20 protein-coding genes are annotated in these 17,276 nt (G+C 45.2%); 13 read left to right on the forward strand and 7 right to left on the reverse strand.

Annotated features, from left to right (window positions below; translation table 11 throughout):
- Position 1 precedes the first annotated feature (1 nt).
- Together VFDL14_RS02020 and VFDL14_RS02015 are read right to left on the reverse strand one after the other, a co-directional pair.
- Entirely contained in the window at positions 2–601 is a 600-nt protein-coding gene (locus VFDL14_RS02020) for a tRNA-uridine aminocarboxypropyltransferase (protein WP_032553356.1), read from the reverse strand.
- A gap of 1 nt (position 602) precedes the next feature.
- Positions 603–2,150, reverse strand: a complete 1,548-nt coding sequence (locus VFDL14_RS02015) for a COG3650 family protein (RefSeq protein ID WP_032553357.1) — start codon at positions 2,148–2,150, stop codon at positions 603–605.
- Between the two features lie 39 nt (positions 2,151–2,189).
- On the opposite strand from VFDL14_RS02015, the gene VFDL14_RS02010 reads away from it, so the two are divergent.
- Positions 2,190–2,657 (forward strand): EVE domain-containing protein, encoded by a 468-nt coding sequence (locus VFDL14_RS02010; protein ID WP_032553358.1) that lies wholly within the window; start codon positions 2,190–2,192, stop codon positions 2,655–2,657.
- A 77-nt stretch (positions 2,658–2,734) separates the two neighbouring features.
- Here the strand turns inward: VFDL14_RS02010 and VFDL14_RS02005 are convergent, their stop codons facing one another.
- Both VFDL14_RS02005 and VFDL14_RS02000 read right to left on the reverse strand, forming a co-directional pair.
- A complete protein-coding gene (locus VFDL14_RS02005) occupies positions 2,735–3,562 on the reverse strand; it encodes a Cof-type HAD-IIB family hydrolase (RefSeq protein ID WP_032553360.1) in 828 nt (275 codons plus the stop codon).
- A 143-nt stretch (positions 3,563–3,705) separates the two neighbouring features.
- A complete protein-coding gene (locus tag VFDL14_RS02000) occupies positions 3,706–4,686 on the reverse strand; it encodes an alpha/beta fold hydrolase (protein ID WP_032553361.1) in 981 nt (326 codons plus the stop codon).
- Between the two features lie 80 nt (positions 4,687–4,766).
- Here VFDL14_RS02000 and rhtB point away from each other — a divergent pair, with 80 nt between their 5' ends.
- The 7 genes from rhtB to VFDL14_RS01965 all read left to right on the forward strand — a co-directional run bounded on the left by rhtB (position 4,767) and on the right by VFDL14_RS01965 (position 11,218).
- Complete coding sequence (rhtB, locus tag VFDL14_RS01995) at positions 4,767–5,384, forward strand: homoserine/homoserine lactone efflux protein (protein WP_032553363.1); 618 nt, start codon at positions 4,767–4,769, stop codon at positions 5,382–5,384.
- A 23-nt stretch (positions 5,385–5,407) separates the two neighbouring features.
- A complete protein-coding gene (locus VFDL14_RS01990) occupies positions 5,408–6,628 on the forward strand; it encodes an EAL and HDOD domain-containing protein (protein ID WP_032553364.1) in 1,221 nt (406 codons plus the stop codon).
- 100 nt (positions 6,629–6,728) lie between these two features.
- Entirely contained in the window at positions 6,729–7,070 is a 342-nt protein-coding gene (locus VFDL14_RS01985; protein WP_032553365.1) for an ArsR/SmtB family transcription factor, read from the forward strand.
- 41 nt (positions 7,071–7,111) lie between these two features.
- Entirely contained in the window at positions 7,112–8,113 is a 1,002-nt protein-coding gene (locus VFDL14_RS01980) for an ArsJ-associated glyceraldehyde-3-phosphate dehydrogenase (protein WP_032553366.1), read from the forward strand.
- A 47-nt stretch (positions 8,114–8,160) separates the two neighbouring features.
- On the forward strand, positions 8,161–8,652 hold the full coding sequence (locus VFDL14_RS01975; protein ID WP_032553367.1) for a cyclin-dependent kinase inhibitor 3 family protein: 492 nt from the start codon (positions 8,161–8,163) through the stop codon (positions 8,650–8,652).
- Between the two features lie 207 nt (positions 8,653–8,859).
- Positions 8,860–10,080, forward strand: a complete 1,221-nt coding sequence (gene arsJ, locus VFDL14_RS01970; protein WP_032553368.1) for an organoarsenical effux MFS transporter ArsJ — start codon at positions 8,860–8,862, stop codon at positions 10,078–10,080.
- Positions 10,081–10,204: 124 nt separating this feature from the next.
- Positions 10,205–11,218: an acyltransferase gene (locus tag VFDL14_RS01965; protein WP_032553369.1), complete on the forward strand. Its 1,014-nt coding sequence runs from the start codon at positions 10,205–10,207 to the stop codon at positions 11,216–11,218.
- Between the two features lie 29 nt (positions 11,219–11,247).
- On the opposite strand, the gene VFDL14_RS01960 is transcribed toward VFDL14_RS01965, so the two are convergent.
- A complete protein-coding gene (locus tag VFDL14_RS01960; RefSeq protein WP_032553371.1) occupies positions 11,248–11,577 on the reverse strand; it encodes a DUF2500 domain-containing protein in 330 nt (109 codons plus the stop codon).
- 244 nt (positions 11,578–11,821) lie between these two features.
- Here VFDL14_RS01960 and VFDL14_RS01955 point away from each other — a divergent pair, with 244 nt between their 5' ends.
- The 4 genes from VFDL14_RS01955 (at position 11,822) to VFDL14_RS01940 (ending at position 14,796) form a co-directional block, all read left to right on the forward strand.
- A complete protein-coding gene (locus VFDL14_RS01955) occupies positions 11,822–12,196 on the forward strand; it encodes a hypothetical protein (RefSeq protein ID WP_032553372.1) in 375 nt (124 codons plus the stop codon).
- 931 nt (positions 12,197–13,127) lie between these two features.
- A complete protein-coding gene (locus VFDL14_RS01950; protein WP_032553374.1) occupies positions 13,128–13,748 on the forward strand; it encodes a lysoplasmalogenase in 621 nt (206 codons plus the stop codon).
- Between the two features lie 90 nt (positions 13,749–13,838).
- Positions 13,839–14,075 (forward strand): YecH family metal-binding protein, encoded by a 237-nt coding sequence (locus VFDL14_RS01945; protein ID WP_032553375.1) that lies wholly within the window; start codon positions 13,839–13,841, stop codon positions 14,073–14,075.
- 133 nt (positions 14,076–14,208) lie between these two features.
- Positions 14,209–14,796, forward strand: a complete 588-nt coding sequence (locus VFDL14_RS01940; protein ID WP_032553376.1) for a YhgN family NAAT transporter — start codon at positions 14,209–14,211, stop codon at positions 14,794–14,796.
- Positions 14,797–14,850: 54 nt separating this feature from the next.
- Here VFDL14_RS01940 and VFDL14_RS01935 read toward each other — a convergent pair whose 3' ends face one another.
- Positions 14,851–15,117 carry a DUF1145 domain-containing protein gene (locus VFDL14_RS01935; RefSeq protein WP_032553377.1) on the reverse strand — a complete coding sequence of 89 codons (267 nt, stop codon included), beginning with the start codon at positions 15,115–15,117 and terminating at the stop codon, positions 14,851–14,853.
- 10 nt (positions 15,118–15,127) lie between these two features.
- Positions 15,128–15,730, reverse strand: coding sequence for a 16S rRNA (guanine(966)-N(2))-methyltransferase RsmD (rsmD, locus tag VFDL14_RS01930; protein WP_032553378.1), 603 nt, complete (start codon positions 15,728–15,730; stop codon positions 15,128–15,130).
- Positions 15,731–15,961: 231 nt separating this feature from the next.
- Here rsmD and ftsY point away from each other — a divergent pair, with 231 nt between their 5' ends.
- Positions 15,962–17,224 (forward strand): signal recognition particle-docking protein FtsY, encoded by a 1,263-nt coding sequence (gene ftsY / locus VFDL14_RS01925; RefSeq protein WP_032553380.1) that lies wholly within the window; start codon positions 15,962–15,964, stop codon positions 17,222–17,224.
- Positions 17,225–17,276 lie beyond the last annotated feature (52 nt).

Below are 17,276 nucleotides of genomic sequence, written 5' to 3' on the forward strand. Positions count from 1 at the left end.
TTTACTTCAGGGCATGACCGCTTTTGTCAGCTTGGAATACCTTTAGGTAGTGGTGGAAGTACTGGTTTAGCGCTTGAGCTTGCTCGGTTTCACCCAATTGACTTAGTAACAGGCTTCCCACCTCACAGGTACATAAGTGCCCCGAATTTTGATTGCGCCTTAAGGTATAGGCTGAGTCTAGGCTAGGCGTGAGGTGTACCTGTGGAATGGTTTGCAACCACGGGCTTTTGTTCATCATCTTCTTAGCTTCTTGCCATGTCCCGTCGAGCACAATAAACAGTAGCTTTTGATTCTCGGCTGGGTATACCTCAGTAATCTCAATGACATCAACACTTTGTTCACTTGGAAATAGCAGCAAAGCCTGAACCGTATCTTCCTGGATCATCGCCATTAATTCTGCTGGTGCGCTTTTGCGTTGCCAAATATAACTTTGGCAGTTTGGTAGTGTCTGCTGCAGTAGCTTTCCTGTGTTGGTATCGCGCTTGAGTTCATTCTCATGAGTAAGCAGTGCAATGTTCACCGAGCTTTCAAGTGCGGGTATCTGTGGGCAAATGCATTGATGAGTGAAGCCACATCGCTGGCAAGCCGTTAGCTTTTCCATACTAGAGCTTAACTCCCTTCTGCATTGGAGAGATCTCGTCAGCAAACAGTGTTACTTGGCTCACCTTGTCGCTGGTGATTTTAGGGGCAACGCTTGGATTAAGTGGGTAACTAACACCTGAGTACTGCAAAACATGTTGTGCTGGTGTTGCACCACCGCCACTGACGTTAAACACGAGATCTTGCCAGCCGTTGTGTTGCTCTTCTCCCAAGTGAATCTTTCCTTGTACTAAGGTCATTCGGCTGTTGAAGCGCCATTGTTGTTGATGGTTTTCAAAAACCAGCAGGGTGCATCCTCCAGAACCACACCAGTTCAGTTGTGCCAGCAACTCCTCTTGCCCGTCACCATTGAGGTCATAGGTCAGCCAACGATATTGGGTATCGTCAGTCGAAGTGTTGTGGATCTTAAAATAGTCACGGATCGCGCGGTCGACCTTGGGATCAAGTTGATCGCTGCCATTGATTCTTTGTGGTGTAAGATCGGCGGCGGGTTTAGGCGTTGACGTCAGATCTTGTTGTTTCGCTTTGAACAACACTAAACCTCCGTCGGCTATTGGGTACACGACATTACCAACACGCTCTTTTTTCGCTGTCAGTTGGCTACCTTCACGAGTAAAAATACGCTCTGAGATTAGATACTGCTGCTGGTGGCGCGTCATCACTACTTGAACTTGGTCAGCGTTGAGTTGCTGCCAGAACCCTTGCTCAATAATAGGGTCATCGCCGTTGCTGTATGAGTAGGTGGTGACCGCACTGTGGTCATCATTCAACTCCAGAGTAACCGAGAAACCGGCATTCTGTGTTGAGCTGGCAAAATAGCGATCAGCCCATTCTAGGGTCGGATCTTGATTAGAGAGCGTCGCACAGCCTTTTTGTGTTTTGTCATTGACGGTTAGTTCTGCACTCCAACCATACAAGCTATCGCTCATAGTGTCGTTGCAGCGGCTCTTGGTTAGGTTCAGCTCGCCAGCGTCTTGAGCACTACTCAACTGATAGTTGCGTTGTTCGTTGCTTATGCGGCTTGATTGAATCTCAAAAGCTTGCGGAGTTTCACCCATTTTTGAGTAGGTCACTTGGCTCTTATCGAATTGCGCAGACCAAAAAGGCTCATTGCCAAAAGCACGCGTTGATTTGAGGGGCTGGCTGCAACGGTTAGGGTTCTCTGCCGTGAGAATATTGACTTGGTCGACAACAAAGCGAGCTGTGAAATCGGCGTTGTATCCGGTTTGACTCGGCACAGTCAGGTGGCCAATGAGTTCGCCATACATAGGTTGATAGGGTGTATTGGAGAGTCCTTGAGCTTCTAGTGCTAGCTCTGGTGACAAATCTAGCCAGTATTGTTCTTGGCTGCCGCAAGGGGTAAAGGTGCGACTCTCATGTCCAACAATCACCTGACCGCGCATGATAAAGGTTTGCGGTTGAATGGTACTGGGCGCATCTAGGCTAGCTGCGGGTGATTTTTCTGGTTCAGAAGTGGGCTGTTGGGTTTGGCTACAACCCGTCAGAGCGATGGCTGTGAGCCACACCGCTGGGTTTTTAAGTACCTTCATGTTATATCTTCCTCGGAGCAACCGTTAATTGGATTTATTATGGCATATTGGTTATTTAAAACAGAACCCGACACTTTTTCTATCCATACTCTGCGAGTACAAAACACCTCTTGCTGGGAGGGGGTTCGTAACTACCAAGCCCGTAATATGATGCGAGATCAGGTCAAATTGGGTGACCTAGTGATGATTTACCACTCGTCATGCAAGAAAGTTGGCGTCGCTGGTATCGCTAAAGTGACGCGAGAGGCGTATCCAGATCATTTTCAGTTTGATCCAGAGAGTGACTATTACGACGCCAAATCGTCACCGGATAACCCTCGCTGGGTAATGGTCGATGTCGAGTACGTGCGAACCACCGAACGCTTGATCCCTTTAGCGACGCTAAAAGCGATGCCTGAACTTGAGAATATGCCTTTGGTAAAGCGTGGTAACCGCTTATCCATCATGCCAGTGACGGAGCAAGAGTGGCAGGCTATTTTAAGCAAAGAGGTGCTGGGTTCTCGCTAGCTTTAGAGCTTATGGGAACGTGAAGGTTCAAAAAAGGCAGCGCTAGGCTGCCTTTTTAGTTTTAGAAGAAGAGGGCGTTACAGTAGATGCTCTTCAAGATAGTGAGCCACGGCATCATCTGCGTTACTACCAATAACTTCATTGTTCGGTAGTGCTTGCATCACTTTTTCATGCGATGTTCCCATTACCAAGCCTTTGCCTGCCATTGCTAACATTTCAGCATCGTTCATACCATCACCAAAGGCAATGCAGTTCTCTAGAGTAAGGTTTAGCGATTTTGCAACGGCTTCTAACGCATGGCCCTTAGAGACTTCTGCTGCCATCACTTCCAAACACCAAGGGGTAGAGAAGGCGATATTCAGTTTATCGCCAAAGGTTTCTCGTAACTTCTGCTCGAACGTCACTAGGTATTCATGATCGTGTTCTGGGTGAGTAAAGAAGACCTTAGCAATGCCGTCAGTGGGTGCTTGCTCCGCTTCAAAGCGTTTGTAGCTAAAGCCTGACTCACTATGGAACTTAGCAAGCATCTCATCTTCGCGATCCAACAACCAATCTTCGTTTTGGTACATGTGGATGAAAATGTTCGGATCTTGACGAACAATGTCGACCACAGGCTGCACAAGCTCTTGAGGTACGTTCTGGCTGTACATCAGTTGGTCGTCTTTATCGTGCACACGCGCGCCGTTAGAGGTGATCATATACGCTGGAATACCGGCTTGCTGACGAATACCTGCAACGTCAACGTGATGTCGACCAGTGGCAAAAATAAAGGTGAAGCCTTGCTGGTGTAACTTCTTCAACGTCTGCTTGGTAAAGTCACTCAACTTATGGTTGGGAGCGAGCAGCGTGCCATCAAGATCAGAGGCAACAATATTGATGGAATCTTTTAGTGCAGGAATCGTCATTTAACCCTCGATACAGCGTACTTGACTAATAGAGACACCAAACAACGGCTGGTGTCCAATGTTGTAAGACAAATTGTACGTGAAATTAGCCCAACAAAAGAGGGCAAAGCTCTATTACTTGCCTTCCTCTTTACCAAACCTTTTTAGCGAAAAAACGCAACAATTGAGTCTAAGGTTTGATTGCGATACTGATCGATTTCAAACAGCACTTCATGTCTTGAGCCTTGGATACTGATCATCTCGCTGTCTGTATTCGTTTTGCGTAGTTTATTGATGAAGCTTTGTTGAGCTTGGTTACAAACGATCTGCTCGTTGCCCGCTTGAATCAACAAAAGAGGAATTTTAATTTGGCGCGTCTGTTGAATCGCTTGTTTAGCAGCCATCAACCCCTGCCATACCCAGCGCGTGCTTGGACCACCAACTTGAATCTCTGGATTGTCGTCATACAGCTTTCTGAACCATTGGTAACGAACTTTGCTCTGACTGAGCAGATTGTTTTCAAAAGGTTTAGCGTAATACGCTTTATGTCCCGGCGCATAGGTTGGCTTGGCGTAAAGCCCCGTTAGCAGCTGTGCAACGAGCATAGCTATGGGTTTGAGATACCAATCAGTATTGACGCCAAACATAGGCGCGCATAGGACGACTTTTTCAAAACGGTGGTCTGGCGTTGTTTGCAGATAGCGAGTCGCGATGGTACTGCCCATTGAATGGGCGAGTAAGTAGCGTTGCTCATATTTGTCGAGTGGGAAGTGCTGGAGAATTTCACGCATATCACGGATGTAATCATCAAACTCATGAATATGACCAATGTCAGAGTCTTGCACACTGCGTTGTGAACGACCTTGACCTTGATGATCAAAAGAGTAAATGTCATAACCTTGATGATAGAGATCGTAGAAAAGCTCTTGGTATTTTTCGCAGCACTCTATGCGCCCATTCGAGATAACAATCGCTTTGCTATGCTGTGGAGAAGTAAAGCTCGACCAGTAGAGTTTTTTCTTGCTCGATGAGGTGACGTAACCTTCATTTCGTTGTTGCCAAAAGGCTGAGATCGGGTGTTTAATCGCTTCCTCAAATTGAGGCTCTTGAGTGAAATAAGAAGGTGCGGCAGCGCTGTTTGCCATGAGAAGTTACCTGAAAGAATACTGATGAGAGCTTTATCGCTATTGATGTTATTAGATTAAAGTACTGCTAAGGAAATGCAATGGATACTCATGTTTGGCTCGCTTATGTCGTGACCGCAATTCTGTTTAGTTTAGCGCCGGGTTCCGGCACCGTGAATTCGATCAGCAATGGCCTCAGCTATGGTACTCGTAAATCATTGGCTTCTATTGCAGGCCTGCAAATTGGGTTGGCATTTCATATCTTGTTGGTCGGTGCGGGGATTGGTGCGCTGGTGGCTAAATCCGCGTTCGCGTTCACATTAATTAAATGGGTAGGTGTGGTTTATCTTATCTGGCTCGGTATTCAAAAGTGGCGCGATACTTCTAGTATGGTTGCGACAGAAGAGGGTACATCGCAGTCAAGTTGGGCACTTTTGCGCAATGCGGTGTTAATTAATCTTACAAACCCGAAATCTATTGTATTTTTGGTTGCATTGTTCCCGCAATTTATAGACCCTTCACAACCCCAAACTCCACAACTTTTGGTACTCGGTGTGACAACAGTATTCATTGATAGCGTTGTTATGTTGGGCTACACCTCATTGGCGTCACAAATGGGACGTTTTATTCGTTCCGATCGCGTAATGGGTAAGATAAATAAGATTTTTGGTGGTATGTTCATGGGTTGCGGCGCGCTGCTTGCCGCAGCTAAGGCTTAACCAATCATAGAGTTAGAAAATAGATGACCGCTACATACGTCGCTCGACAACCTATCTTTAACCGAAAAAAACATACTCTTGGTTATGAGTTGTTGTTTCGTGATGGGGACAATAATGCCTATCCAGCGCATATTGAGTCGAATAGAGCTACGTATCGTCTGATCGTCGAAAACTTTTTATCAGTGGGTCTCAACCCATCGATTCCTTCATCGCGCTGCTTCATTAATTTCCCATATCAAAGTCTATTGCGCCGTCTTCCTCAAAGCTTGCCAAAAGACAAAGTAGTTATCGAAATCTTGGAGACCTGTTCACCGACACCTGAGCTGTTAGAGGCGGTGAAAGATCTCTATAAACAGGGTTACATGATTGCTCTGGACGACTTTACCTCGACACCAGAGTGGGAAGCCTTTCTTAAATATACGCACATTGTAAAGCTCGACATTATGCAGATGGGCTTAGATGCCGCGTGTGAATTGGTGCAAAAACATCAAGGCAAGAAGTACAGCTTTCTCGCAGAGCGTGTTGAAACAGAAGAAGAGTTTCAACGAGCTAAGCAGGCGGGTTTTAAGTTTTTTCAGGGCTATTTTTTCAGTAAGCCAGAAATGGTTAAGACCAAATACATCAGCCCTGAACACGTGATTGCAATGGAGTTGTTCCAAGAGGTCTGCAAGCCTAATGTCGACTTTAAGCGTGTAGAAAGCATTGTGGCAAAGGATGTCGCGCTCTCTTACAAGCTACTCCGTTTTGTGAATACCATGTCGCCACGCCTGGAAGTCAGCATCTCCTCATTTCGTCAGGCGCTGGTGTATTTAGGGCAAGACAACCTCAAGATGTTTGTGTCATTGGCGGTTGCCTCTTATGTCTCTGACAAGAAACCAAAAGAGTTATACAGCTTATCTCTGCAACGTGCTCAGTTCTGTCAGCGTATGTCGCGCTATCAACCCTTTGAAGGGCACACGGAGCAGGCCTTCATGATTGGGCTTTTCTCACTGTTGGATGCGTTACTCGACCTGTCGTTAGAGCATTTAGTTGAACAGTTGCCGTTATGTAAGATTATTAAGCTGGCGCTGCTGCGTCGAGAGGGGCCATATGGTCAACTGCTGGCTCTAGAAGAGAGCTTTGAACACGCTGATTGGCGTCAGATAGAAGAGCACTGTAATACGTTAGGACTCAGTGTTGAGCAGGTTAAAGCTGAGCTTGCTGAGGCGCAACGTTGGAGCCATAGCATTACGAGTCAAACCTAGCTGCTCGAATATTAAACTTTTATGACAGTAGAAACGCACGCCTTGACGTGCGTTTTTTTATAACTAAGATATACGCATATCCATATATGAGAATACAAGTATGCTTCCTCACCAGTTTTTTAAATTATTGTCCGATGAAACGCGAGTACGTTGCCTAATGATGATTGTACGCCAAGAGTGTTTATCTGTTGGTGAGCTAACTGAAGCACTGCAAGAGAGTCAGCCAAAGGTATCTCGTCACCTAGCGCAGTTGCGCTCAAACGGGATCCTAACGGACATTCGTCAAGGGCAGTGGGTGTTCTACCGCCTGTCCAAAGATTTACCGGGTTGGATGCTAAAGCTAATTGATGACCTTATCGCATCCAACTGTTTGAAAACCGAATATCAGCAAGACATTGAGCGCCTAGAAGCGATGACTTCACGTCCTCAATGTTGCGTTTAATCGAATATTTTTAGATTCACCACTAACTGAGAGATATTAAAATGACAGTTAAAGTAGGTATTAATGGTTTTGGCCGTATCGGCCGTCTAGCACTTCGCGCAGCTTTCGATTGGGAAGAGCTAGAGTTTGTACAGATTAACGATGTAGCAGGCGATACAGCAACGCTTGCACACCTTCTAGAGTTCGATTCAGTTCAAGGTCGCTGGCACCATGAAGTAACTGCTGAAGGCGATGAGATGATCATCAACGGTCAGCGCATCAAAACAACGCAAGAGCGTGACATCGACGCGATTGATTGGTCTGGCTGTGATGTTGTGATTGAAGCGACAGGTGTTCACCGTAAAACTTCTTTCCTAAACAAGTACCTAGAGCAAGGCGTGAAGCGCGTTGTGGTTTCTGCACCTGTTAAAGAAGAAGGCATCGCAAACATCGTGGTTGGTGTGAACGACAACATCTTTGCCCCAGCAGTACACAAGATCGTAACGGCAGCATCTTGTACCACTAACTGCATCGCTCCAGTAGTGAAAGTAATCAACGAGAAGCTTGGTATCGAGAACGCGTCATTTACGACCATTCACGATCTAACCAACACGCAAACTATCCTAGACGCGCCGCACAAAGACCTACGTCGCGCTCGTGCATGTGGTATGAGCCTAATCCCAACCACGACAGGTTCTGCGAAGGCGATTGTTGAGATCTTCCCTGAGCTAGAAAACCGCATTAACGGCCACGCAGTACGTGTACCGCTAGCAAACGCGTCTCTTACTGACATCATCTTCGAAGTAAAACAAGACACGACAGCAGAAGAAGTAAACGCGATGCTGAAAGAAGCATCAGAGAACGAGCTAAAAGGCATCCTTGGCTTTGAAGAGCGCCCACTGGTGTCTATCGACTACAAAGGTGACCAACGCTCTACAATCGTAGATGCACTCTCTACCATGCTGGTTGGTAAGCGTATGGTTAAGATCTACGCTTGGTACGACAACGAAATGGGTTACGCGACGCGTACGGCAGAGTTAGTACGTACAGTCGGTTTAGCTTAATACTCTTCTTTGAGTATTGGTTCTATAAGAATTTAAGAGATTACACAATGACACATCCAACATGGCAACTAGACCTTGAGAAAGGTGCACTTATTCTAACTCCATGCCCAGGTACTAAAGACGCTGCTCTTGATGCATCTCTGGCGCAACTGAAAGAGCAGGGCGTTGAAGCTATCGTGACTGCGCTTGATGATGCTGAGCTTGCAAGCAAAGACGTTGCGGCACTTGGTGAGAAAACACGTGCGCTAGGCATGCAGTGGTTCCAAATCGAAATCGAAGACGATTGTGCTCCGGATACTGAGTTTGCGGCGAAATGGTCTGCAGCAAGCCCAGAGCTACACAAAATCGTTGATAACGGCGCTAAAGTCGCAATGCACTGCATGGGTGGTTCAGGTCGTACCGGTCTATTCGCAGCTCACCTTCTACTAGAGAAAGGCTGGGACCTCGACAAGATTGTTCAAGAAGTTCAAGCACTGCGTCCAGGTGCTTTCACTAAACCGATCCAAGTTGAGTACATTCATGGCGTTGCTTCTGCGTAGCTCTTCATACTTGAATCTGCAGCGTTGTTAACTGCGCAAGTTCACCCTAATCACATAGAACACCTATGCTCATAGGGCTGAACTTGCTTGTTGCCTAGCTGCAAATCCAATTATTTTGAGTATAAGTTAAGTGGAAAGTAAGGAATTAGAGCTTTTGGACATCTATGATCTAAAAGCTCTTTTTGTTTTGATTGCAGAGATAGCATTATGTTTTCAAATCTAAGTAAGAGTGTTCGCCAATACATGTTGGTGACTTTCAACTATTGGAACTTCACCATTACTGATGGTGCACTTCGTATGCTGGTGGTCCTATATTTCTACGACCTTGGTTACAGTTCTTTAGAGATCGCCTCATTGTTCCTCTTCTATGAATTCTTTGGTGTGGTGACGAACCTAATCGGTGGTTGGCTAGGGGCGCGTCTTGGTCTCAATAAGACCATGAACATAGGCTTAGGGATGCAAGTCTTCGCTTTGGGCATGCTGGCACTGCCATCGACCATGTTGACCATCCCTTGGGTAATGGCGGCGCAGGCACTGTCTGGTATCGCCAAAGATCTCAATAAGATGAGTGCTAAGAGCTCAATCAAGACCTTAGTACCGGATGAACAGCAAGGTGCTTTGTATAAATGGATTGCGATTCTGACCGGATCTAAGAATGCTCTGAAAGGCGCAGGCTTTTTTATTGGTGGTTTTCTGCTTTCAACGATTGGCTTCCAATATGCAGTGCTTGTGATGGCCGCTGTCTTGACCTTAGTCTTTATCGGTAGCGTAGTGAGCTTAGAAGCGGACATGGGTAAGGCGAAAACTAAGCCTAAGTTCAAACAAATCTTCTCTAAGTCTGAATCGATCAACATCCTGTCTGCCGCGCGTATGTTCCTGTTTGGTGCTCGTGATGTGTGGTTTGTGATTGCTCTGCCAATCTATCTAGGTAGTGTATTTGGTTGGGACCACTCATGGGTGGGTGGCTTCTTGGCGGTTTGGACTATCGCTTATGGTTTTGTACAGGGTATTGCACCTAAGATTACTGGTAAGGCGCAAGGTAAGGTTCCAGATGGTCATGCAGCCCTATTATGGGCCGGTGCATTGGCGATTGTGACGGCGGGTATTGCCTACGCAGTACAAATCGGCTGGCAACCTGAGTTAGTGATCATCGGTGGTTTGATGGTGTTTGGTGCTATCTTCGCAGTGAACTCATCACTTCACTCTTACCTGATCGTGAGTTATGCGAAAGGCGATGGTGTATCGCTTGATGTTGGCTTCTACTACATGGCAAATGCAATGGGTCGCTTGATTGGCACTATCTTGTCTGGCTTAGTGTTTCAAATGGGCGGATTGTCTGCGTGTTTGTGGATCTCGTTCGCATTCTTAGCGATAACAACGGTGATCTCTTTGCGTTTACCTAAGGTGCCGCAAACCTCAGCCGCATAAGTTTCAGTCGAATTCGATAAAATCGCGATATGCTTCTCCTTTAACAATAAGCTGACTTGGTCACCATACCAGTCAGCTTTTTTGTTGCTATAGTAGAATGATTGAATATTAATCAGGCATTTACATGAAGCAGCGAATTCTCTTCTTTGATTTAGCACGATGCGTTGCAGCGGTAGCTGTGATCGCAATTCATGTGCTAGCACCGTATCGTAATGAGCTCAACATGATCCCATTCAACGAGTGGTTAACGGCAATCACGGTGAATGGCTTTAGCCGATGGGCGGTTCCGGTGTTTATTTTGATTACCGGTGCATTGATGCTCAGTGATCAGCGCCCGTTTGATGCTAAGTACTACCTCAGGCGACGCCTAGGTAAGGTGCTAATTCCATTTCTTGTGTGGTCGCTGTTCTATACCTATTTCTCTGGCTGGTCAGCGTCGGGGTTTGATGCTGCAGTTAGCTGGGAAGTGCTGAGTAACAGCTATCATCACTATACCTATTATCACTTGGGCTTTTTCTATTACTTCATACCGCTCTATTTTGTGATCCCGTTTATGCAGATCGGGCTGCGCAAATATGGTGACCCGTTCATCTATAGCTTTACTGCTGTTTGGTTGTTCACCACATTACTGTTCTTGTTCAAAATTGATGGTCCTTGGAGTCATGAACTGTGGCTTTATACTGGCTACTTGCCACTCGGTTATATCTTGTATAAGAAACTACCTCTTACCGCACCTGTGGTCACAGGGACTACGATATTAGGAGCCTTGGCACTGTTTACCACGGTTTATATGGTGGTTGATGCGAGTCTCGCGGCAGAGAAGTACACAGTAGGCCGCTGGCTGTCTTACAAAACACTCAATACAGTATTGGCTGCAAGTATGGTGTTTATGTTATGTCGCTACTTTGGAGAAGGATTATCTGATAAGTCGAATAAAGTGGTGGGCTTTATCAGCAAACACAGCTTAGGCATTTATTTGTTGCACCCAATTTTCTTATGGCCGATGAAGGAGTTTGGTTGGTATCAAGGCCATCCTGCTTGGGTGATTCCATTGTGGGTAGTGATTAGTGGGGCAGGTGCGTTATGGATGAGTTGGTTAATGGCCAAATCAGAGAAAACACGCTGGTTATTGCCATAACAAATAGAAAATTAAATGCAAAAAAGGATTTAGCGCTTGAGGGCAAAGTGCAAAAACTTATCACCTTGGTAGGTTAATGTACCTTTGTCCCCAGGATTGAGAGCGTGGTAGTAATGAATACCAACTTGGAACTCACGTTTTGGGCCAACCAGTCCGCGTTGAACGTAGATCCAATACTCTTGGTCTTCTTGGCCTGGCTGCGCATCAGGAAGGTCAATGGATTGTTTATCGAGTACCGTAACATCCACCTTTTTCTCTGGCGCGTTTTCTCCTTGCATATGCTTTCTGTAAAAGCTAACAAAAACCCAGCCTGCTAGGGCGACAAGTACAATAATCGCAAGAAAAAGTGAATTAGGCATACAACCTCCATATAGTCCTGAGGGGTATTCTAGTCGGTCGACTGCAAGGGATATGTGTTTAAAGCCGCTATTCGTGAATTGATGTAAGTTGAGCGAGTTGTTTTTCGGCTGATATCACATTTCATTGCCATTTGTGGATAACACGTTGTTATTTATTGTCTCTTTCTCACGTAAATCGTGATCAATTTGTATAAGAATAGGGTAATGCTCGACTAAAATTAAAGTGTGGAGTGGGAGGGTCAATATGACGGACATTGAAAAAGTAGTCACAAGGACTCGTAATATAGAGAAGTTATTGCGGCTTCAGTATCACGCTGAGGGAGAAGGGCTGCATGAGCTGGTCACGAGCTGTGAAGAGAGATTGCCACACGATATGGTGGTAAAACTACGCTACATTGCCACTTGTCGAAACAAGGTAGTGAATGATCATGATGCAAAATTAGAGGATCATCATCAGTTCATTATGATGTGTAATGATTGTGAGAAGGAGCTAACCCCAAGAAGCGGGCGCTTTATTTGGCGTGTTGCCATTCTTTTAATGATGGTAATGACTTTGGCTGCGGCCGGGTTCTATTATGCCAACTGGGATGTATTGACGTTGCATCTATTCTCAAAGTAACAGGTTTAGATAAAAGAAAAGGGACGCCACGGCGTCCCTTTTCTCTTTTTGGGTACTTGATTAGTACATCATCGGTAGTGTCATAAGGCCAACAACTACCGCGATCATTACAAGTCCTTGTTTTTGCGAAGATGAAATCATAACACTACTCCTAAATCTGGTTAACTATCGCTATGTGATTAAGAATAGCACTACTTTAGGCTTTAGATCAAGAATTAGTTTTGAAACCCCTAAAACCATAAGAAAACTTCAGTTTCAAAGGGGTTATTCGCGAAGTTTATGCTTGTTTTTGTGTTGGTTTAATTTTGTCCCTTGTGGTTTTTGTTTGTTCTTTTTTTGTTTAAGTTGTTGTTTTTATGGATTTAATTAATGTAATCATGGTTGTTAAAACTTGTTAAAGTGTATTAATGGGTGTTGAGGGGTTAGGGAGTTTCGCAATGCGTATTATGAAGGTTATTTTGAGTTTTATACTATGGTGTTGTAGTGAGGCAGCTTACTTATCATGCAAGTGAGTTCCTTATTTAGATATTGTGTGAGAGTTTTTATTGGAAATGAGATCCTGAAGTTTTCAGGTGTTTAAAGTTAATGTTTTTGTGTTTAAGTTGTTGTTTTTAAATGTTTATAAGTTTTTGTTTTAGAGTGTTGCATTGTGGGTGTGGAGTGTTTTTGGCGCTTTGGGGGATGGCCGTATTTATAAAAGTAGGGGTTAGTTCTTTCAAACTCGATCTGAGGTGTACTTTTGTAAGTATTGAACGATAAAAGCACCAAATAGGTGGGTTGCTATCATCAGCTTGAGTATTTCACTTCATTTTGAGTATCGATCACATTTTTAGTGGAAGCGTAAGCAAGATCCAATTTTGAGGGGCTAGCGCTTTACATCACTATTGAGGTGCCTAGACTGGCGACGATTTGAGGTAATAGGGTAGATGTTATGTGGAGTTGGTTAGCGGTTTCGTTATCTGGTATCGGAGCGATAGCAGGAGCTAAGCATGGGCATGTTACTCAAACCTTAATCTACAAAGTATTCACTTTTGTACTTTTAGCTACAATTGCATTAAGCCAGCCTGAGATTACCACTTACAGCTATTGGATTGTCGGTGGCTTGGTTGTGTCTGCACTGGCGGATATTCTGCATACTCTCTCCAAGAGAAAACCGCTGCACTTTATCTGTTTCCTAGTAGCGCAACTCTGTTATAGCAAAGCGTTTTGGCTGCAACTTTCTGGGCAAGTGGTCTGGTGGCTGTTCGCCCTGTTGCTCGCGGCTTGCGTAGTGGCCTTTTTCTTATTGTTACCTCGTCTTGATAAGTTGGTATTTCCCGTTGTGATTATGGGAATAGTGCTTATCCAATTAGCATGGGCGTCGGGTGAGGTATGGTTGCTTGACCCACACATGTCACATGGTGTGGGCTTCATCGGTTGTTGTGTTTTGTTGCTTTCTGCTTTGGCCTACGCATTGAATTGCTATCGAAGCCCGATAAAAGGGGCTTACATGTGGGTGACAGGTAGTTACTTCCTAGCCCATTCTCTCATCGTGGCGTCACTAACCCTTTAGTCGATAACTGCTCTGAGGCTGCGTTATATCAAAGTGCGCTAACAGCAATTCGTTATGCTTGGCGAGATATGACAGACAGGGGAACCTCTAATGACGACTGAAATCCATGCTCACAATGTACTGAACCTATTGAATGAACAAGCTCTAACGCGTGAAGAGTTAGCGGAAAAACTAGCACAAGAATATGGCTCAGAAGCCCGTTTCCACACTTGTAAGCTAAGTGGCTTAGACCTAGATGCATTGCTGACGTTCTTTGTGAAAATGGAGAAGGTGGTGCTAGAGGGTGATAAGCTGAGAACCAATATGGCACGAGTATGTAGCCACTAATTCGATTGTTTTGGGAAGTGGATTACTGCTTCCCTTTAAATCAAACATTTAACACATAATCCTCCCCACTGGGTTCGAAAAGCCGGATTGAGGCTGCTATACTCCGCGCACCTTCGCTTTTCAGGACTTACTCATGGAAATCCTATCTGCAGCTACCATGCTGTTTCTTATTATGGACCCGTTAGGCAACTTGCCGATCGTGCTCTCCATACTTAAACATATCGATCCAAAGCGACGCCGAATTGTTTTGATTCGTGAGCTTATGTTCGCGTTGATTATCCTTTTATTGTTCTTGTTTGCCGGTCAGAGCATTCTGAACTTTTTGCACGTTCAGCCAGAAACCTTAAGTATTTCAGGCGGTATTATCCTGTTTATCATCGCGATTAAGATGATTTTCCCAAGTGCTGGGAGTATCACTGGATTAGCGGCGGGTGAAGAGCCATTTATTGTACCTATGGCGATACCGATGATTGCGGGGCCATCGGTGATTGCAGCCTTGATTCTGCTATCGACTCAGCACCCAGGTAATATGTTGGAGCTATCTGCGGCAGTCTTACTGGCTTGGGGCGCAACTTTCTTTATCTTGATGTTTAATGGTTTCTTCCTGCGTATCCTCGGAGAGCGAGGCCTTAAAGCGGTAGAGCGATTGATGGGTCTATTGCTTATTATGATATCAACGCAGATGTTCCTCGATGGTATCAAAGCTTACATGCTCTCTTAGAGTCCGTATGCTGACAAACAACATTAAAAAAGCCGCTCAAATGAGCGGCTTTCTTTACATCATGTATTTGCGTCGGATATCGAGCAGAGCAAAGATACCGAAGATTAGAATTGACCACTTCTCCCAGCGCGTCATGGAAATCTTATCGCCAAATGCACCTATGAAGATCAGCATTTGTAGACCGTGCATGAAGAACAAAAATGCCGTCATGATATACAGGGCAATAGCTGCGTTTCCTGGGAAGGGATGGAAAATATTTACGATGAGAACAAACCAAACGAAAGCAATAGCCGCTTTGGCTACGGGAATCAGTACATTCATTATTTAAATCCTATTCTGCATTGGTTCTATGGAAAAGGCGGTAGCTGGACTGCCCAGTCGTTTTATCACGATAGAGCTCCCAGTTCTCAGGCATGCCTTCCAGCTTAAGTTCTTTTTCAGTTTCGACATACACAACCGCATCTTCAGCCAACCAACCGTTAGATTCGAGTAGGTTGACTGTCTCAGCAAGAAGGCCTTTGCGGAAAGGTGGATCCAAGAAAACCACATCATACGGTGTACCCGGTTTACTGAGGTAAGAGATGGCGTCGATATTCTCTACCTTAATGTTATTGGCTTTCAGTTCTTTAGCGTTGTCTGAAAGCTGTTTAGCCGCCTTTTGGTTCATCTCTAAAAGCGTCACCATCTTCGCTTGGCGAGACGCTGCTTCAAAACCGAGCCCGCCAGAGCCTGCAAATACATCCAGACACGTCGCATTTGGGATATCTTGAGCCACCCAGTTAAAGAGTGTCTCTTTTACTCGGTCAATGGTTGGGCGTAATCCCTCTAAGTCGTGAACTGGGAGTTTTCGACCTCTCCATGAGCCACTGATGATTCTAACAAAGCCTCCAGATGGCTTTTTTTGTGATGTGTTTTGCTGGCGACGTCTTACCATAGATTTTTTGACCGCTAATAAAGTGATACTATATCGAGCCCAATTTAATTTGGTTCGAGTATTAAATAAATTTTGCAATGACAAAGTGTATCAAGCAAACAGCAAGCATATCACTGCTTTGTCATTTTTCTTTACTATTCGTGTCTACAAGTTTGTATTGTAGAACAATAGCAAAGAGTCGACGTGCATTAAGTCAATACAGTTAATTAGTAGATCTAGGAAACTCCTCTGATGGCGGAAAAAAAGAAGCGCGGATTATTATCGTGGCTTGGCTTTGGTGAAGAAGAACAGAGCCCACAAACGCAGACTGACTCTAAAGTAGAGCAGCAAACGGAAGAGCAGCCTCAAGCTGAGGTTGAGCAACCGGTAGAAAAGGAAGAATCTGCACAAGAGGCGGAGTTACAAGAAGAGCTTGAACAGCCAAGTGCTGAGGTTCAACCTGAACAAGCAGAAGCAGAAGCAGAAGCAGAAGCAGAAGCAGAAGCAGAAGCAGAAGCAGAAGCAGAAGCAGAGGTAGAGCCTGAAGTGGTTGCAGAAGAGCCACAAGTTGAAGAAGTTCAAGAGAAACCGACAGAGAGCTTCTTTGCGCGCTTGAAGCGTAGCCTAAGCCGCACTAAAGCCAACATTGGCGCGGGCTTCTTTGGTTTGTTCAAAGGCAAGCAAATTGATGAAGATCTATTCGAAGAGCTTGAAGAACAACTGTTGATTGCTGACGTAGGCATGAACACAACAGTCAAAATCATTGATAACCTAACAGAAAAAGCATCTCGCAATGACCTGAAAGATGGTGAAGCCCTGTATGGTCTATTGAAAGAAGAGATGGCTGATATCTTAAGCCAAGTGGAACAGCCTCTAGAGGTGGATACCACTAAAACGCCTTACGTCATCCTAATGGTAGGTGTTAATGGTGTAGGTAAAACAACGACTATTGGCAAGCTTGCGAAGCAGTTCCAGAATGAAGGCAAGAAAGTGATGCTGGCGGCGGGTGATACCTTCCGTGCGGCAGCGGTTGAGCAACTTCAAGTATGGGGTAAACGCAACGACGTGCCTGTTATTGCTCAGCACACTGGCGCGGACAGTGCATCGGTTATCTATGATGCGATTGAAGCTGCTAAGGCTCGTGGTGTGGATGTGGTTATCGCTGATACAGCGGGTCGTCTACAGAACAAGAGCAACTTGATGGAAGAGCTGCGCAAAATTGTTCGTGTAATGAAGAAGATTGACGACTCAGCACCTCATGAAATCATGCTAACGTTAGATGCAGGTACTGGTCAGAACGCAATCAGCCAAGCGAAGTTGTTCAGTGAAGTAGCTCCAGTTACCGGCATTACTCTGACTAAGCTAGATGGTACTGCAAAAGGCGGTGTGATTTTCTCTATCGCTGATCAGTTCCAGATTCCAATTCGCTTTATCGGTGTTGGCGAAGGCATTGACGATCTGCGTCCATTCGAGTCAAAAGACTTTATTGAAGCGTTGTTTAGCCGCGAAGAGTAATTTGGGTAGCAATTTGGTTTGTGTTTAACCTGCTACCTTTTTAAATTTGATA

Origin of the sequence: Vibrio fortis (genome assembly GCF_000695685.1) — a bacterium.
Taxonomy (GTDB): domain Bacteria; phylum Pseudomonadota; class Gammaproteobacteria; order Enterobacterales; family Vibrionaceae; genus Vibrio; species Vibrio fortis_A.

Coding starts and splice junctions, on each gene's coding strand:
- VFDL14_RS02005 (WP_032553360.1), bottom strand. CDS start 3,562: ATGACGATTCCTGCACTAAAAGATTCCATCAATATTGTTGCCTCTGAT.
- VFDL14_RS01960 (WP_032553371.1), bottom strand. CDS start 11,577: ATGCCTAATTCACTTTTTCTTGCGATTATTGTACTTGTCGCCCTAGCA.
- VFDL14_RS01950 (WP_032553374.1), top strand. CDS start 13,128: ATGTGGAGTTGGTTAGCGGTTTCGTTATCTGGTATCGGAGCGATAGCA.
- ftsY (WP_032553380.1), top strand. CDS start 15,962: ATGGCGGAAAAAAAGAAGCGCGGATTATTATCGTGGCTTGGCTTTGGT.
- VFDL14_RS01975 (WP_032553367.1), top strand. CDS start 8,161: ATGACACATCCAACATGGCAACTAGACCTTGAGAAAGGTGCACTTATT.
- VFDL14_RS02020 (WP_032553356.1), bottom strand. CDS start 601: ATGGAAAAGCTAACGGCTTGCCAGCGATGTGGCTTCACTCATCAATGC.
- VFDL14_RS01990 (WP_032553364.1), top strand. CDS start 5,408: ATGACCGCTACATACGTCGCTCGACAACCTATCTTTAACCGAAAAAAA.
- arsJ (WP_032553368.1), top strand. CDS start 8,860: ATGTTTTCAAATCTAAGTAAGAGTGTTCGCCAATACATGTTGGTGACT.
- rhtB (WP_032553363.1), top strand. CDS start 4,767: ATGGATACTCATGTTTGGCTCGCTTATGTCGTGACCGCAATTCTGTTT.
- VFDL14_RS01955 (WP_032553372.1), top strand. CDS start 11,822: ATGACGGACATTGAAAAAGTAGTCACAAGGACTCGTAATATAGAGAAG.
- VFDL14_RS01980 (WP_032553366.1), top strand. CDS start 7,112: ATGACAGTTAAAGTAGGTATTAATGGTTTTGGCCGTATCGGCCGTCTA.
- VFDL14_RS01935 (WP_032553377.1), bottom strand. CDS start 15,117: ATGAATGTACTGATTCCCGTAGCCAAAGCGGCTATTGCTTTCGTTTGG.
- VFDL14_RS02015 (WP_032553357.1), bottom strand. CDS start 2,150: ATGAAGGTACTTAAAAACCCAGCGGTGTGGCTCACAGCCATCGCTCTG.
- VFDL14_RS01945 (WP_032553375.1), top strand. CDS start 13,839: ATGACGACTGAAATCCATGCTCACAATGTACTGAACCTATTGAATGAA.
- VFDL14_RS02010 (WP_032553358.1), top strand. CDS start 2,190: ATGGCATATTGGTTATTTAAAACAGAACCCGACACTTTTTCTATCCAT.
- VFDL14_RS01940 (WP_032553376.1), top strand. CDS start 14,209: ATGGAAATCCTATCTGCAGCTACCATGCTGTTTCTTATTATGGACCCG.
- VFDL14_RS01985 (WP_032553365.1), top strand. CDS start 6,729: ATGCTTCCTCACCAGTTTTTTAAATTATTGTCCGATGAAACGCGAGTA.
- rsmD (WP_032553378.1), bottom strand. CDS start 15,730: ATGGTAAGACGTCGCCAGCAAAACACATCACAAAAAAAGCCATCTGGA.
- VFDL14_RS02000 (WP_032553361.1), bottom strand. CDS start 4,686: ATGGCAAACAGCGCTGCCGCACCTTCTTATTTCACTCAAGAGCCTCAA.
- VFDL14_RS01965 (WP_032553369.1), top strand. CDS start 10,205: ATGAAGCAGCGAATTCTCTTCTTTGATTTAGCACGATGCGTTGCAGCG.